This is a genomic window from Thiorhodovibrio frisius, assembly GCF_033954835.1.
GTDB classification, from domain to species: domain Bacteria; phylum Pseudomonadota; class Gammaproteobacteria; order Chromatiales; family Chromatiaceae; genus Thiorhodovibrio; species Thiorhodovibrio frisius.
This window is the reverse complement of record NZ_CP121471.1, coordinates 2,217,619-2,232,978: the sequence shown is the minus strand read 5'-3', so window position 1 is coordinate 2,232,978 and position 15,360 is coordinate 2,217,619. Positions and strand designations below refer to the sequence as shown.

Here is a 15,360-nt window from a genome sequence, read left to right as displayed (position 1 = left end):
ACAAGACAAACACCATGCGACTGAGCGAAGCCTGGCTGCGCGAATGGGTCGACCCACCCATCGATACCCAAACGCTGACTGATCAACTCAGCATGGCCGGACTTGAGGTCGATGCGCTTGCGCCCGTAGCGGGTGAATTTACCGGTGTGGTCATCGGCCGGGTGCTCAGCGTCGACCCGCATCCGGACGCCGCCAAACTGCGCCTGTGCCAGGTAGATGCCGGTCAGGGCGCCCCGCTACAAATCATCTGTGGCGCGGCCAATGTCGCCGCCGGGCAGCAGGTGCCTGTCGCGGTGATTGGCGCCCGCCTGCCGGGCGATTTCAAAATCAAAAAAGCCAAACTGCGCGGAGTCGAATCCTTCGGCATGATCTGCTCGGCTTCCGAACTCGGCCTGGCGGAATCTTCCGAGGGCATCCTGGTGCTGCCGGAGCATGCCCCGGTGGGCGACGACTTCCGTGCCTGGATGGGCTTGGATGATCATTCCATCGAGCTGGATCTAACGCCCGACCGCGGCGACTGCCTGAGCCTGGCCGGCGTGGCGCGTGAGGTCGGCGTCATCAACCGCCTGCCGCTCTCAGGTCCTACATTTGACCCGGTCGCGCCGGCCAGCGACGAGCGCTGGCCGCTTGAGATCAGTGCCACCGACGCCTGCCCGCACTATGTCTGTCGCCTGGTGCGCGACATCGACTCCAAGGCCCAGACCCCACTGTGGATGCAGGAGCGCCTGCGCCGCTGCGGTCTGCGCCCCATCAGCCCGGTGGTGGATGTCACCAACTATGTGCTGCTCGAACTCGGCCAGCCGCTGCACGCCTTCGATGCCGAGCGCCTGACCGGGGCGGTTCAGGTGCGCCTCGCGCGCGACGGCGAACCCCTGACTCTGCTGAATGACGAACAGATCAAACTCCAACCGGATACCCTGGTCATCGCTGATGACAGCGGCGCCATTGCCCTTGCCGGCGTGATGGGCGGCGCCTCCACAGCGGTCTCGGAGAGCACCCGGCACATCCTGTTTGAAAGTGCCTTTTTCACGCCCCAAGCTGTCGCCGGGCGCGCTCGCCGCTATGGGCTTCACACAGATGCCTCGCACCGTTTCGAGCGCGGCGTCGATCCCGAATTGCAGGTCCGCGCCATCGAACGCGCCACCAGCCTCTTGCTTGATATTGCCGGCGGCACACCCGGCCCGGTGGTGGCCGCGCGGAGCGAATCCGAACTGCCACAGCGCCCCTCTATCAGCCTGCGCCCTGATCGCATCCCCCGTCTGCTCGGCATCGAACTCCAGACCACCGAGGTCGAAGACATTCTGACCCGGCTCGGCTTGCAGCTTGCACCCGCAGCCGATGGCTGGCAGGTGCAGGTTCCGGGCCATCGCTTCGACCTGCGCCGCGAAGCGGACCTGATCGCCGAGCTTGGGCGCATCTACGGGTATGATCGCATCCCCCGCAGCCAGTCCCAGTCCGCCACCCGCATGAGCGCCCCGCGCGAGGCGGATTTCGACCTCGACCAGGCACGGGCGCGACTCGTCGGCAACGGCTACTTCGAAGCGGTTACCTACAGCTTTATCAGCCCCGCCCAGCAGGCGCTGATCGACCCCGAGACGCAAGCACTAGCGCTCAGCAACCCTATCTCAGCCGAACTGTCGGTGATGCGCACCAGCCTGTGGCCCGGACTGTTGCAAACCGCGCAGCAAAACCTGGCGCGCCAACAGAACCGGGTGCGCCTGTTTGAGACTGGCCTGCGCTTTCGTGTCGAAGGCGAGCAGGGACTGCTACAGGAACCCATGCTCGCCGCCCTGGGCATCGGCGATGTAATGCCAGAACAATGGGGCATGGCCGCACAGCCGGTCGATTTTCACCACATGAAAAACGACCTGCACAGCCTGCTGGCACTGACCGGCCGGGCGCCGGAGTTCAGCCTGGTGACAGGCGCGCATCCGGCCCTGCATCCTGGACAATGTGCGCGTATTGAGCGCGCCGGTGCCGAGCTCGGCTGGATCGGCATGCTACATCCGGGCGTCGCCAAAGCGCTTGACTTGCCTGATGCCACCTACCTGTTTGAACTGCGGCTTGCAGGCTTGGCTGATGGCGCCGTGCCAAACTTCTCGCCCCTGTCCAAATTTCCGTCCATCCGCCGTGATCTCGCGCTGCTGGTTGATCGCTCCACTCCATGTGCCGCAATCGAGGCCGCAGCCCGCGCCGCTGGCGGCGACTGGCTGCGCGAGGCACTGGTGTTTGATGTCTATGCCGGCGAAAAAATTGATTCAGAGCGAAAAAGCGTCGCTTTGGGATTGATTTTACAAGCATCTTCTCAGACACTTACAGATCAGGACGTGGAGACGACAGTCACGCGCGTGCTAAACCGGCTAAAACAAGATCTGGGCGCCAGATTAAGGAGTTAACTCAGTGGCACTCACCAAGGCCGACATGGCGGATTACCTTTACGAAGAACTTGGTCTCAACAAGCGCGAGGCCAAGGATGTCGTGGAGATGTTTTTCGAGGAAATCCGCAGCGCCCTTGAGCGCGGAGAGCAGGTAAAGTTATCCGGTTTCGGCAACTTTGACCTGCGCGAAAAAAAGGAACGCCCGGGTCGCAACCCCAAAACGGGCGAGGAGATTCCCATCACCGCCAGGCGCGTGGTCACCTTCCGCCCCGGACAAAAACTCAAGTCACGGGTCGAAGCCTATGTCGGAACTGAATAGCAGTAAGGACAGTAAGGAAGAGTTACCGCCGATTCCCGGCAAGCGCTACTTCACCATTGGCGAAGTGAGCGAACTCTGCGACGTCAAACCCCACGTCCTGCGCTACTGGGAGCAAGAATTCCCCCAGCTTAAACCGGTTAAGCGCCGCGGCAACAGGCGCTACTATCAGCGCCACGACGTGCTGATGGTGCGCCAGATTCGCAGCCTGCTCTACGATCATGGCTTTACCATCGGCGGTGCCCGCCAGCAGCTCTCAAGCGACACGGCCAAACAGGACGTGTCTCACAGCTCGCAAATTATCCATCAAGTGCGCCTTGAGCTTGAGGAAGTCTTGCTAACGCTCAAACGCCGCACAAGCCAAGGCTGACCCCGTCCCAAGGCTGGTACCCGTCCCAATCCGGCTAGCTGCGGGCTGCCGCGAACTCTTCAGCCAATCCCGATTATGGCCCCATGCGACAGCCCTCGCTGTCGCAACGCGCCATGAGTGCCGAGCGATTATTGCAACTCACGCGATAAACTTCATGCCCGCCGCTCTGGCTGTCGGCGCGACCACCGAGCAGTATCGCCCCGCGATCATCCACCTGACAGCCATGCCGGCGGGCGAGTTGTTCTGCCTCGTAAGACCATTGACCACGCGCAGGCGGCGGCTGATCACGGGCGGGCGCGCGCACAACAGCGTGGGTGGGTTGCGAACGCGATTCGGTTTCACGACTGCGACGCCCCCCCAGAGCTAAATCTTCCCACTGGCGACGCAGTGAAGCCAGGGCATTGTGCAAATTGGCACCATAGTCGTCGGTGACATCGCGCTGACTCTCTGCTCCAGTCCCTCGCAAACGGATCTCCGTTGCGGTCAAGGAGACGCGCACCCCGCCGGCGTCGCGCGCAAAACCGGCACGGATGCGCAGCAGCACCGGGATGGTCGCGCTGTCGCCATCCGCCGTGTTTTTCTCTTCGCGAATCGTGGTCTCGAATATCGAATAGTCAGGCGCACTCACCGCCACCTGCCACCCCTTCATCAGCGCAGCATCCAGCGCCAGCGCCTTGGCGCGCGGAATATTGGCCTGATCAAGATAGACGCTTGGAACCTCGTATGCGCGATTAGAGGATTCCGCAAGGGCGCCGGGGCCTGTCAGCATGGGCAACAGGCTCAGCAGCAATAGGCTCAGCAGAAACGGGAACGCGGACGCCATGCCGGTGAATCGCGAAGCAACTACCGCATCGCCTGGCAAATGCCGTCCTGGCATTTGACCAGCAAATTGCCGCCATTGCGGCAGCCAACTTCATGCAGCTCGAAAGAGGCGGTTTTTCGCAACAAGGCAGCGCCATTGTCGCTCAGCTCGCAGCCGCGCTGTTCGGCAAACCGCTCGGCATAGTAAGACCAGGTGCCGGCACCGGTATTGAGCACCAGCATCGGGTTTGATGCACTGCTTTGGGTGTCAGCGCCGATGCGTGCCGAGGGCGCCATCGCAGCGCTGGTTCCCCCCGCAACCGACCGGACCGGACCCGGGTCCGACGCTGGCGCCTCTGAAGGAACAACATCCGCAGCGACCTGGGCGGTGGTTTCGACCGGAGCCGAAGAGGCCGCAATGGCAGCAGCCGCGCTAGGGCTGGTGATGTCATCCGGGGCGGGCGCTGCCGGCGCTTCTGGCACCGGCGCAGGCGAGGCAAGACGGTGCTCAGTGGCCAGCCAGGCGCTTTGCAGGGCGCTTAAGGAAACGGCCAGATCCTGCTCGAAGTCATCGGTATATTCAATGCGCTTCTCGCTCTCGCTGCCGGGGTTTACCACCATAAAGGCGCGCAGGCCAACCTCGGTGCCAGTCTCGCGCTCAACCAAATCGGCCTCCACCTGCACCTTGGGCGCCGGCCCGCCAGGCAGCGTGCCAAGCGCGACCGCCTGCGGTGACGCAGGGGAAATGCTGCGCTCAAGAATCAACCTTTGTTGCTCAGTGTCAGATCCATCCGCCGGACCATCCGCCGGAACCAGATCCCAGCCCTTGCTGAGCGCCGCGGCCATGGCAACCGAGCGGGCCTCGTCAATGCTGGCCCCCCCCAGCAGGGTGCTGGGCAGCCCGCTGACCCCGCCAAAGCCACCAGGCCCGGTTGGGGTGGTTGCGCAGCCGCTGCCAAAGAGTACCAGGCCGATCAGTAGCAAGGCCGGCAGCGCAGCCGGGCCTCGCCGACACCCGCGCACAGCATCTGCTGCGATGCGCGCATTGCCACGCCCCGGCATGAGCCTCTGCGTTGAGAAAAAACAAACCAAACAAACAGCCATATTAATGCCAACCTCTACCCATACCAGCCGCGAATGCTAGCACAATACAGCCCAATTCCCCTATTGGTCAGCACCAAACGCCAATTGGTGCGGGTTGGCGAGCTGCCACTGGGATTTGTAGATAACACTCAGATCGCCAACGGACACAAGCTCCTCGAGGATCTGTGACTCCGGTCTGTGCTGGCACAAGCCGAGGTACTTGCAACACGGCAGTTTCAGGCTCAACCAGCAGTCCCCCGCCATGGTCGTAGCCAGCTCCCCTTGCTGGCACGCAACGATCTCAGCGACCGCTCTGCACCATCTGCCGAGTAACTGAGGATTGCGAATCTTCATTGCAAACCCAAGGCTAATCCCTAGAATCGCGATCAGTTATTTTGGATCTACCATGGAGCCTTTAGCATGACCTCCATCTCAGTTTCATCATCGGCGCCGGCACCAACACAAACAGCAGAAAACACCGGGGATCACCAGGCATCTGACCGCCTGTCCTTCATGCCGATTTCATTCTTTTCCATTGTAATGGGCTTGACCGGGCTGACCATTGCCTGGGAAAAGGCCCAGCACGTCTTTGAGCGGGATCTCGGAATCAATCCCTGGACGGTTGGCTTCAGTTCAACCATCTTTGTGGTGATTGGTCTCTTTTATGCAGCCAAGCTCATCTTCCATCGCCAGGCGGTAATCGCTGAACTGCGTCACCCGGTGAAGCTCAATTTCTTCCCGACTATCTCAATCAGCCTGCTCCTGCTGGCCATTGCTTTTCTGGCCATTAATCCCGCCATCAGCCGCCCGTTGTGGATGGCGGGCACTGCGCTGCATTTGGTCTTCACGCTCTACGTTGTGAGCGTATGGATGCACCATGAGCACTTCGAGGTGCATCACATGAATCCCGCCTGGTTCATTCCGGCAGTCGGCAATGTGTTAATCCCGGTCGCCGGGGTCCCGCTGGGATACAGCGATATCTCATGGTTCTTTTTCAGCACTGGCATGGTGTTCTGGGGCATGCTGATGACCATTGCGTTCTATCGCATCATGTTTCACAACCCGATCGACGACCGTCTCATGCCGACGCTGTTCATCCTCATCGCACCGCCAGCCGTTGGCTTCATTGCCTACACCAGGCTAATTGCAGACATCGACACCATCGCGCGGCTCTTGTATTTCAGCGGGCTCTTCTTGACCCTGTTATTGTTCACCCAGGTGCGTCACTTCGCGAAACTTGGATTCTTTCTGTCGTGGTGGGCCTACTCATTTCCCTTGGCGGCCATTTGCATCGCCAGCTTGCTCTTCTATGAGATGAGCAGCAAGCTGGCCTATGGTTATCTCGGCGCAGGCCTATTAATAGTGGTTACAACCCTGGTCTGTTTTCTGATCATTAGAACCATTATTGCCATTGGCCAGCATAGCATTTGTCTTCCCGGACATTAGGCAATTGTCATCCGCCCCTTCCCAACAAACCCACCCGATTGGAGACTTCCTAATGAAACAAACCCTGCTGCAGGAAAAGTACCCCGTCTACACCCTTGAGACAAAAAAGAGCGAAACACGCTTCCAAAGCGTCGACGAGATCATTGACTACCTCAAGACTTGCGTTGACGAACACCCAAAGGCGCGTTTTATTTCGTTCTTTGATCACTACCAGCACACCAGCGACATGCAGGGCGGTGAAATTGCCGAGGACATCACAGCGGCCAAGCACATCGTTTTTTGCTTTGGCACCCATTTACCCAATCCCTATGTGATGGCCGTGCGACCGCGCTCCATTGGCGTGGTCGAACAGGGCGATGAGTTCGTCGTTAGTTTCCTCGAGGCTCCCATGCCGCTGGCTAACAACGCCATGGAGGCATGGGTGCGTGCCCTAGCGGACTCCTCCAACCCGAGCAGCGCGAGCTGAGCAACCGCAACGGCCCAAGCAAACACCGGCAAATCACCGCCTGCCTGGGCATGATCACACCAGCAGGCAGTCCGCACCCAAGCGAGCGGATGCACGACAAAACAGCTCAAGCTATTGACGCCATGACCAACCCACGGGTACCATTGCGCGCTTAGCTTTCGCCTCTATCGAAAGCCGTTGGCGAAAGCCGTTGGGCAAATTCGCCGGGGTATAGCGCAGTCTGGTAGCGCGCCTGCTTTGGGAGCAGGATGTCGGGGGTTCGAATCCCTCTACCCCGACCATTTTCGCTGGGCTGATGAAACCCCCTGGGTATTTCTCAAGCCCCTTTGGGTACTTCTCAGCTGTTGCATTTTCGGCTGGCGTCGTCAGTTCAGCCAGCACTGTAGCAAGAGCTCTAGCTCAGCAGGCGCCCGTAGCTCAGCTGGATAGAGCAACGGCCTTCTAAGCCGTGGGTCGCAGGTTCGAGTCCTGCCGGGCGTGCCAATACGAAGATTGTTTCAACACAGTCACTGTAACAATGGTGGACGTAGCTCAGTTGGTAGAGCGCAGGATTGTGACTCCTGTGGTCGTGGGTTCGATTCCCATCGTCCACCCCATCAAAAGCCACTCATCCATCAACCCAGTTTCCATCAACCCAGTTTCGATCAATCCCGTTTCGATCAATCCCGTTCGGGCCGTTAGCTCAGCTGGTAGAGCAGGGGACTCTTAATCCCTTGGTCGAAGGTTCGAATCCTTCACGGCCCACCAAAAAACAACTGGTTACACTCGCAAGGGGCGCGTCTAGGCGCCCTTTTTTGTGTCTTCCCGCTTCTCCCCTACTCCGCCGCGCGCGACCATCGCTCTCCAATGGCTTGGGCCGCACGGTCGCCGAGCACCAGCAGGCAGGGCGTCAGGATCAGTGTCAGCAGGGTCGCGACGCTCAGACCGCCAACAATAGCGCTGGCCAGTTGCGTCCACCATTGGGTGGAAGGAGCGCCAAAGCGAATGCTACGGCCAATCAGGTCGATGTTCATTGCCAACACCATGGGCATTAAGCCGAGCACGGTGGTAAATGCGGTCAAAAAAACCGGGCGCAGGCGACGGCGGCAGGTCTCCAAGGCCGCGAGTATGGGGTCGGGCTGCTCGCTGCGCAGGCGGTTGTAGGTGTCGATCAGCACGATGTTATTGTTCACCACAATACCGGCCAGCGCGATCACGCCCAGGCCGACCATCACGATGCCGAATGGGCGGGCAGTCACCAGCAACCCGAGCAGCACGCCTGCCGTGGAAAATACAATGGCTGAAAGCACCAGCAGCGCCTGGTACAGGCTATTGAATTGGGTGACCAAAATCAGCCCCATGAGAAAAATCGCACTGATAAATGCGCTGGTGAGGAAGTCCGCCGCTTCGCGCTGATCGGCGTCTTCTCCCTTGAAGCGAATTTCCACCTCCGGCGGTATGTCTGCGGCCGCCAGCGCCTCGCGTAGACGCTGAAATTGATGATCGACCATCTGACCAGGGGCGACATCGGCCTGAATGGTGACAGCCCGCCGAGCGTCAACCCGATGCAGGGTGCCAACCTTGGGTGAGGGGCTCAGGGTAACAAAGTTGCTGATGGGCACCATGCCGCCGGCGGTCGGGACTGTCAGGGTGTCGAGCTGATCAAGATGCCGGTCGTGATGGGGAAAGCGCACGCGGATGTCGACCTCGTCATCGCTGTCATCGGGCCGGTATTCGGATAGCAAAATTCCCTGGGTAAGCATTTGCACGGCATTGCCGAGTAGCGCGATATTGGCGCCATCGCGCGCGGCGCGTTCGCGATCAACCTTGAGCCGCCACTCGATCCCCGGCAGTGGGCGATTGTCCTCTACATCGGCAAAGCCGCCGAGCTGGTCGATCAGCGCTCTTACCTGCTCCGCCACCGGGCCGATCCGCTTGGTCTCGCGCGCGCTCAGTTCGATCTTGATCGGCTTGCCTTCAGACGGGCCACCCTCGGCCTCGCGGGTTTCGACCAGAATGCCCGGAATGTCTGCGGTGCGGGAGCGAATCTCCTGCAAGATGGCGTCGGCTGGGCGGCGCTGGAACCACTCGATGAACTCAAGCTGAATGGTGCCGATCACGTCCTCGGCTCCCTGATTCTGACCGTCGCCGTGGTAGGAGCGGGAGTAAATGGCGGCCAGTTCCGGCATGTCTAGTATGCGGCTTTCCACCTCTCGCAGAATCTGGTCGATTTCATGAATCGACAGGTCTCCGCGCGCATGCACCTGCACCAGTGCAAGGTCGGGCTCGACGCTGGGAAAGAACTCCACGCCCTTGCCGAATTGCGCATAGGCGGCGTAGGAAGCGATCAGCACCAGTACGGCGATGCCAAGCGTCTTGCCCGGATGGTGCAACAGCCTTTCCAGCAGCCCCAGGTAAGCACGCAGAGCCAGGCTGTCGGGATTGCGCGCCGGAGTTGGTGCCAGTTCGGAACTCTCGACGTCTTGCGCCTGTTGCCCCTTTCGCCCACCCAGGGTCCAGCCCAGCACGGGCAGGAAAATCAGCGCCATCGCCAGCGAGGCAGTGAGCGCGATCAGCACCGTGATCGGCAGGTATTTCATGAACTCGCCGACCATCCCCGGCCAGAATAGCAGCGGAAAGAACACCGCCAGGGTTGTCAGGGTGGATGCGGCCACTGGCCAGGCCATGCGTTTCGCCGCTCCGGCATAGGCCGCGCGTGACGCCTGCCCCTGCCGCAATCGCCGATCAGCCAGCTCGGTAACCACAATGGCTCCGTCCACCAACATGCCGACCACCAGGATGAGACTAAAGAGCACGACGATATTGAGGGTATAGCCCATGGACTCCAGCACCAGCATGGTCGCCAGAAAAGACCCGGGAATGGCGAGGCCGACCAGCAGTGCCGAGCGCGGTCCCAGCGCGGCAATAATGACGATCATCACCAGCACAATGGCCGAGAGCACATTATTCTGGAGGTCACCCAGCATCTCGCGGATGCGATCAGACTTATCCTGCATAAAAGCGACCTGGAGCGCCTCGGGCCAGTGCGCTTGCTCTTCGGCGACAATCGCGCGCACTGCCGCAACGGTGTCGATAATGTTGGCACCGACGCGCTTTTTGACCTCCAGGGTAACCGCCGACTGTCCGCCGACGCGGGCAAAGCCCTGCGGATCCTTGAAGCCGCGTCGAATCTCCGCCACGTCGCCGAAGGTGACCACCTGCCCGTCTGCGACCTTGACCGGCATCGCCAGCACATCGCTCACGTCTTCAATCACGCCGGGCACCTTGAGCACCAGCCGACCAGCGCCTGTCTCTACCGCTCCGGCCGCGACCAGGCGATTGTTGCTGGAAATTAATTCAAACAACTCGCCATAGCTGACATCGTAGCTGTGCATCACCGCGGGATCGACGAGAATCTCCATCAGCGCCTCGCGATCACCGCCAATGTCGACCTCCAGCACCCCGCTCAAGGCTTCGATGCGGTCTTTCAAATCCCGCGCAATGCGCACCAACCCACGCTCTGGCAGGGTCCCGGAAAGGGCGATGGTGAGCACCGGAATGAGCGCGACATTGATTTCATCCACCGAGGGCTCCTCGGTGGAATCCGGCAGTTCGACCTTGGCAAGGTCGACACGCTCGCGCACATCCGCAAGCGCCTTGCTGCTGTCGAATCCGGCCAGAAACTCAAGCTGCACCGTCGCGAAGCCCTCGCCGGCGGTGGCGGTCATTTCCTTGATGCCCTCGATGCTCTGCAACTCTTTCTCCATCGGGCGCACCAGCAGGCGCTCGGCATCCTCGGGGGCGATACCCTCGTGTGACATGGACACGAAAATGATGGGGACAGTGACATCGGGCTCGGCCTCCTTGGGGATGCTCTGGTAGGCGCTCGCCCCGGCGAGGAGAAGAAAGGCAAAGGTGAGAAGCACCGTGCGGCTGCGCGCAAAGGCGAGATCGATCAGGGAACCCATGTGCTGTTCAGCTCAGACGCCGTCTTCTTGCGGAACCGGCTCGACCTGCTCGCCCTCGCTGACGAAACCCTGCCCGCGCGTGATAATGCGCGCCGAGGCTGGCAGACCGGAGACCCACAGCCCGTCGGATTGAGTACGCAGCAGATCGACGCGAACAAATTGCACCCGATTTTCCGCATCGAGGGTACGCACGCCAATCTCACCCTTATCATTTAACGTCAGGGCGGCAGGAGAGAGAAAATGACCGTCCACCTCCCCGGTGTGAATGCGCAGCTCCGCGCTGACACCGCTAGCCAGGCGCCGCTCAGCATTCGGCACCTCGGCCTCAATGCGAAAACCGCGCGTTTTCGCATCGGCCACCCGGGAGATGTAAATCAGGCGGCCCTGCGCCAGAGTGCCATCGAGTAGCTCGACCGCTACTGGCTGGCCGATGGCGAGTGCGCCGGCGCGCTGCTGCGGCACCTGCGCGGTCGCTTTCAGACGGGAATCGTCAACCAACTCCACAATGGCATCCGCGCGTTGCAGAAAGCTGCCAAGCTCGACGTCGCGGCCATCGATCACGCCAGCAAAGGGCGCACGAATTGCCAGCCACTCCATTTCCAGCCGCAGACGCGTTGCCTCAGCCTGGGCGCGGGCCAACTCGGCCTGGGCGGTTTTGATCTGGGTTTGCGCCTGCATGCCCCTCTGACCGAGGGTTTCTGCCGCCGACAATTCCAGTTCACGCGCGGCCACATCGGCCTGCGCGCGCGCGAGTTGCGCCGGGCGATCATCCTCGGCCAGTTCGACCAGCAAGGTGTCGGCCTCGACCCATGCGCCCTTCTCCACTGGCAGCGCCGTCACCTTTCCTTCAACCTGAGCGCGCAGCGTCAACCGTCGCCAAGGCTCGAGCTGCCCCTGCACCACCACCTCATTTGTGACCCTCTGAGCCAGGCTGTCCGTCACCTGCACCCGCAGGCGGGCCGCAGACCGCGCAGGGTCTTCTGGCTCCTGCTCCCCTTCCCCGCTGCCGACGAAGCTGCCAGACAGCATCCAAAGAGTCACAGCCAGCGCCAGAGCAAGCGCCAAACCCAGCGAAACACCTGATCGGCGCTGAAACGGGCGAAGCGTTCGCCGATTCATGCGCAACTCCGGCAGGTCAAAAGCACAGCATTGGAGTCGTCATGAATTCGAGCGAACCCGATCACCGGCACCCTTTCCGAGGAGTGTTTGCAAAATATAGCGAAAATAGTCCACCACCCTGAGTCGCGAGAGCATGATCGCGTCCGTCTCGGCCAGCAAGGTTGGCGTTGACATGTCGATGTTGTTCACCTGGGCCAAGCCGGTGATCCCCGGCCGCGCATTATAGACCCCACGCCGGGCCCTCTCAGCGACTAACTCCTGCTGATTGAACAAACAGGGGCGCGGCCCGACCAAGCTCATCTCGCCCTTCAACACATTCCACAGCTGGGGTAATTCATCCAGCTTGGTGCGCCGCAAAAAACGGCCGAAAGGCGTAATCGCCTCGGCGCTCGCCAAATGTGTCGCCACCGACGCAGTACCCGGACGCATGGTACGAAACTTCACCAGCAAAAAGGGCTTTTGATGACGCCCAACCCGTTCCTGCCGAAACAAAGGCGAACCGGTGTCGAAAAAACCGATCACAACCAGCAACAGCATGATCGGCCACCCCAGCAGCAAGCCCAGCGCGGAAAACACCAGGTCAAAAAAGCGGATCATGCCAGCTCTCCACAGTGCCATCGCGCACAAGTCATCACCCAATCGATCATCGTCTTATTCGGTTTCTGGATCAGAAACAAGCGTCGGTAGCTCCACAAAAATCTCCGTGAACGGTAACTCTAGTTCCAGGGCCAAGCGGTCTGTCAGCGCCGCTCAGGAGGCCGAGACTGCGCCGCTGAATTGCGATCAGGTGTTCACTCCTACCTGGTCGCCTGTGAGGTAGCTGGTGTCGAGAGCAGCAGCGCATCAAGCGCCGCGCGCTGACTGTCGCAACGGTGGCGCAATGTCAGCTCGGTGGCTCGGCTGTCTTCCAGTGCGCGCTCGAGTTGCTGGTTGCCGAACTCCAAGACGCTGAGCTGGCCGCGTTGATCGATAAGTGCTCGCTGATTAGGCGCCAGGGACCGCTCGATGCGTCGGATGGCGGTTTGCAAGCGCGCCGCGCGCCGGCCCAGGCGTCCGAAACGCCCGAGGGCCCGAGTTGCGGTGCGCTCCTGCTCAAGACTTGCGAGATCGTCGCGTAAACGATGCAATCTTGGTTCCTTGTTGCCGACCTCGGCCTCCAGGAATTGAATTGACTGCTTGCTTGCGCTGATCGCGCGCTCGGTCTCGGCGAGTTGGCGGGCGAGATCGAGCTGACGTTCATGCTGTGCGTGGAGTTCGGCGCGGAGGTGTTCGAGCTCGCGCTCCAGTGCCTGGAGCTGTTGTTCGCGCTGCTCTCGCTCGGCCTCAGCCATGGCTGCGGCCCGTTGCTCATGGTCGTGGGCGAGTTGCAGTCTGTCGCGCTCACGTTCCAGCTCGGCTTCATCGCCCAGTCGTACACGCAGTTTCTCCAAACGCATTTCCAACTCGCGCTCGCGTGCCGCGAATTTGGACTCGCGCTCGCGCAGTTCGAGTGCGAGCTGCGCATCAATGTTCTCGCGGCGGCGGTTGAGTAGCTCGTCCTCATAGGCTTGATCGGCGTTCATGCGCGCCAAACGCCGTTGCGCCTCGATCTCGGCGCGGTGCTCGGCCACCATGGCGTCTGGATCACGCTGCCATTGCCGCCAAAGACGCGCGAATTCGCCCGGTGTCAGGCGACGAGCGGGGTCGTCATACTGGTCAAACCCCGGGATGTCCGCCAGGCCCCCATGGAGATATTTGGGGTATTCATCCTGGATGCTGTCGCTGTAGTAGGCCTGCACCGCGGGTGGCTCGAATAGCTTCAGCGCGATGAGAGCAAAAAACAGGATGCCAAGCGCGGCCTGAGCAAAGCCCTCGACGGTTTCGAAATGCGGTACGCCTTGCTCGGCAGGACTTTCTCGCAGCGCATTCAGTGCCTTGGATCGCGCGGCGAAGGTCAGTGTCGGCGCTGCGGCCGGCGGCTGCTCCGCCTCGACCTCCTTGGCGACGCGCACGAGCAGATCCTGCTGCTGAGAGCGCAGATCCGCCAAGGCGTCATTCAGCCGATCGAGGCGTTCTTGTTGGTCCTTGATTCTGGCCTCGACGGGTACCAGACGCTCGCTTAGCTCGGCGCGCTTCTCGGCCAGGGCTTCCGCCAGGCGATCCGCGCGATCCGTCCACTTTTGCGCCTCGGGGCCGAATCCTTCGGGACGACCGTCGCGCCCGAGTACCTCGTTACCAACCCGCTCGCGTGCCTCGGCCAGATCCCGGGTCAACACTTGGAGCTCGGGCCGGTACTCGGCGGTGAGTTGCTCGCGACCTTCGCGCTCGCCCTCGATGGTCTGCTGCAAGACGCTGATTTGCCGTTCCAGATCCTGGATGCGGGCGTCATAGCCAGCACCTTGCTGAGCGGCACGGGCCTCGACTTGTGCCGCGAGACCGCGCGCGCGCTGGTCGAAATAGTGCTCGACCTGGGCCTGATGCCAAGTGGCAATATCGTCGGCGCGGATCAGCTTCTCGACAAAGGGTGCAGTGACATAGAGCGAGATGGCGACAATGGCGACGCGAACCAGCAGCCCGGTCAGCCAACGCACCCTGCGCCCAGTGCCAGCCAGCCCCTTGTTGGCGGGTTGGGCACCGAGGCTCGGCTTTTCGGACATGACCAACGAGGCATCGAGGATCCAGATGACCGCGAACATCAAGGCGAACAGAAACAGGCCGACGGGTGGCCCAAGCCAAGCTGTTTCTGATGGCACCATTGAGAGACCGACAGCACCCCAGACGAAGCCTTCAATACTGGCCATTAGGAAGACCAGAACCCGCGCCGAACCAATCCAGGCAGCGGCCGCCGGTGTCAGCAGGGAGTCTCCGTAGGGTTTTAGTCGCAGATAATCGATCAGGCGCATGGAAATCACCATGTGGGTGAAGATTCCTCCCCTTTCTGTAACCAGAGGCCCCAGGCGCGGCCAAGCACCAACAAGATTTCAGGCTCGGGCGATAACACGCAGCCACCCACCTGCCTGCTGTCCAGTCTCAGTGGCGAATAGCGACTAGCCAGCGCCCGCCATAATCTGGTCCGTCTTCGACGCCATGACGAAATCGTTGCGATGCAAACCGCCGATTTTGTGCGACCACCAGGTGACAATGACACAGCCCCATTCGGTCGTGAGCTTAGGATGATGACCTTCGGCCTCGGCGAGCTCGCCGACGCGCTTGGTAAAGGCAAGAGCGTGCGCGAAGTCCGGAAATTCAAATCCCCGCTCGAGCTGGCGGACCCCGTTGCGGGTTTCGACCCGCCACTTTGGAATCTCGGCCATCAGGTTGTTCATTTCCTCATCAGAAACTTTGGGCGCGTCGACGCGGCACGCCTCGCAGCATTCTTGGCTGAGAGTTGTCATGGCTTGCTCCTTGGTACCAAACCTATAGACAGTAACAGACCTTTTGGCTCTGCGCATTTC

Annotated in this window: 12 protein-coding genes and 4 tRNA genes; 9 read left to right on the top strand and 7 right to left on the bottom strand. The window is 61.0% G+C overall.

Going from position 1 to position 15,360, the window contains the following annotated elements; translation table 11 throughout:
• The first annotated feature begins 14 nt into the window (after nt 1-14).
• The 3 genes from pheT to Thiofri_RS10460 are packed head-to-tail and all read left to right on the top strand — an operon-like array spanning nt 15 to nt 3,064.
• Nucleotides 15-2,396 carry a phenylalanine--tRNA ligase subunit beta gene (pheT, locus tag Thiofri_RS10470; protein WP_009151346.1) on the top strand — a complete coding sequence of 794 codons (2,382 nt, stop codon included), beginning with the start codon at nt 15-17 and terminating at the stop codon, nt 2,394-2,396.
• A 4-nt stretch (nt 2,397-2,400) separates the two neighbouring features.
• Nucleotides 2,401-2,697 (top strand): integration host factor subunit alpha, encoded by a 297-nt coding sequence (gene ihfA / locus Thiofri_RS10465; protein WP_009151345.1) that lies wholly within the window; start codon nt 2,401-2,403, stop codon nt 2,695-2,697.
• Nucleotides 2,681-3,064, top strand: a complete 384-nt coding sequence (locus Thiofri_RS10460; protein ID WP_009151344.1) for a MerR family transcriptional regulator — start codon at nt 2,681-2,683, stop codon at nt 3,062-3,064. Before ihfA ends, Thiofri_RS10460 begins: the two co-directional genes overlap by 17 nt.
• 73 nt (nt 3,065-3,137) lie before the next feature.
• Here Thiofri_RS10460 and Thiofri_RS10455 read toward each other — a convergent pair whose 3' ends face one another.
• Together Thiofri_RS10455 and Thiofri_RS10450 are read right to left on the bottom strand one after the other, a co-directional pair.
• Entirely contained in the window at nt 3,138-3,887 is a 750-nt protein-coding gene (locus Thiofri_RS10455; RefSeq protein ID WP_009151343.1) for a hypothetical protein, read from the bottom strand.
• A 20-nt stretch (nt 3,888-3,907) separates the two neighbouring features.
• Nucleotides 3,908-4,927 carry a hypothetical protein gene (locus Thiofri_RS10450; RefSeq protein ID WP_009151342.1) on the bottom strand — a complete coding sequence of 340 codons (1,020 nt, stop codon included), beginning with the start codon at nt 4,925-4,927 and terminating at the stop codon, nt 3,908-3,910.
• A 441-nt stretch (nt 4,928-5,368) separates the two neighbouring features.
• Here Thiofri_RS10450 and Thiofri_RS10445 point away from each other — a divergent pair, with 441 nt between their 5' ends.
• The 6 genes from Thiofri_RS10445 (at nt 5,369) to Thiofri_RS10420 (ending at nt 7,607) form a co-directional block, all read left to right on the top strand.
• Entirely contained in the window at nt 5,369-6,394 is a 1,026-nt protein-coding gene (locus Thiofri_RS10445) for an SLAC1 anion channel family protein (RefSeq protein WP_009151340.1), read from the top strand.
• 52 nt (nt 6,395-6,446) lie between these two features.
• Nucleotides 6,447-6,860: a DUF6858 family protein gene (locus Thiofri_RS10440; protein WP_009151339.1), complete on the top strand. Its 414-nt coding sequence runs from the start codon at nt 6,447-6,449 to the stop codon at nt 6,858-6,860.
• Nucleotides 6,861-7,064: 204 nt separating this feature from the next.
• Nucleotides 7,065-7,141 (top strand) — tRNA-Pro (locus Thiofri_RS10435).
• A gap of 125 nt (nt 7,142-7,266) precedes the next feature.
• Nucleotides 7,267-7,343: transfer RNA gene (locus tag Thiofri_RS10430), tRNA-Arg, on the top strand.
• 37 nt (nt 7,344-7,380) lie between these two features.
• Nucleotides 7,381-7,456, top strand: a tRNA-His gene (locus tag Thiofri_RS10425).
• A 75-nt stretch (nt 7,457-7,531) separates the two neighbouring features.
• A tRNA-Lys gene (locus tag Thiofri_RS10420) sits at nt 7,532-7,607 on the top strand.
• 68 nt (nt 7,608-7,675) lie between these two features.
• Here the strand turns inward: Thiofri_RS10420 and Thiofri_RS10415 are convergent.
• From Thiofri_RS10415 to Thiofri_RS10395, 5 genes are all read right to left on the bottom strand, one after another.
• Nucleotides 7,676-10,807, bottom strand: a complete 3,132-nt coding sequence (locus tag Thiofri_RS10415; protein WP_009151338.1) for an efflux RND transporter permease subunit — start codon at nt 10,805-10,807, stop codon at nt 7,676-7,678.
• A 12-nt stretch (nt 10,808-10,819) separates the two neighbouring features.
• A complete protein-coding gene (locus Thiofri_RS10410; protein WP_009151337.1) occupies nt 10,820-11,926 on the bottom strand; it encodes an efflux RND transporter periplasmic adaptor subunit in 1,107 nt (368 codons plus the stop codon).
• 39 nt (nt 11,927-11,965) lie between these two features.
• Complete coding sequence (locus tag Thiofri_RS10405; protein ID WP_009151336.1) at nt 11,966-12,523, bottom strand: sugar transferase; 558 nt, start codon at nt 12,521-12,523, stop codon at nt 11,966-11,968.
• A 200-nt stretch (nt 12,524-12,723) separates the two neighbouring features.
• Nucleotides 12,724-14,820, bottom strand: coding sequence for a DUF4407 domain-containing protein (locus tag Thiofri_RS10400; RefSeq protein WP_009151335.1), 2,097 nt, complete (start codon nt 14,818-14,820; stop codon nt 12,724-12,726).
• Between the two features lie 132 nt (nt 14,821-14,952).
• A complete protein-coding gene (locus Thiofri_RS10395) occupies nt 14,953-15,300 on the bottom strand; it encodes a 4a-hydroxytetrahydrobiopterin dehydratase (RefSeq protein ID WP_009151334.1) in 348 nt (115 codons plus the stop codon).
• Nucleotides 15,301-15,360 lie beyond the last annotated feature (60 nt).

Bases quoted from the DNA above. Each gene is read 5' to 3' on its own strand.
- Thiofri_RS10395 (WP_009151334.1), bottom strand. From the start codon at position 15,300: ATGACAACTCTCAGCCAAGAATGCTGCGAGGCGTGCCGCGTCGACGCG.
- Thiofri_RS10455 (WP_009151343.1), bottom strand. From the start codon at position 3,887: ATGGCGTCCGCGTTCCCGTTTCTGCTGAGCCTATTGCTGCTGAGCCTG.
- Thiofri_RS10415 (WP_009151338.1), bottom strand. From the start codon at position 10,807: ATGGGTTCCCTGATCGATCTCGCCTTTGCGCGCAGCCGCACGGTGCTT.
- Thiofri_RS10445 (WP_009151340.1), top strand. From the start codon at position 5,369: ATGACCTCCATCTCAGTTTCATCATCGGCGCCGGCACCAACACAAACA.
- Thiofri_RS10405 (WP_009151336.1), bottom strand. From the start codon at position 12,523: ATGATCCGCTTTTTTGACCTGGTGTTTTCCGCGCTGGGCTTGCTGCTG.
- Thiofri_RS10410 (WP_009151337.1), bottom strand. From the start codon at position 11,926: ATGAATCGGCGAACGCTTCGCCCGTTTCAGCGCCGATCAGGTGTTTCG.
- Thiofri_RS10450 (WP_009151342.1), bottom strand. From the start codon at position 4,927: ATGCCGGGGCGTGGCAATGCGCGCATCGCAGCAGATGCTGTGCGCGGG.
- Thiofri_RS10460 (WP_009151344.1), top strand. From the start codon at position 2,681: ATGTCGGAACTGAATAGCAGTAAGGACAGTAAGGAAGAGTTACCGCCG.
- Thiofri_RS10440 (WP_009151339.1), top strand. From the start codon at position 6,447: ATGAAACAAACCCTGCTGCAGGAAAAGTACCCCGTCTACACCCTTGAG.
- Thiofri_RS10400 (WP_009151335.1), bottom strand. From the start codon at position 14,820: ATGGTGATTTCCATGCGCCTGATCGATTATCTGCGACTAAAACCCTAC.
- pheT (WP_009151346.1), top strand. From the start codon at position 15: ATGCGACTGAGCGAAGCCTGGCTGCGCGAATGGGTCGACCCACCCATC.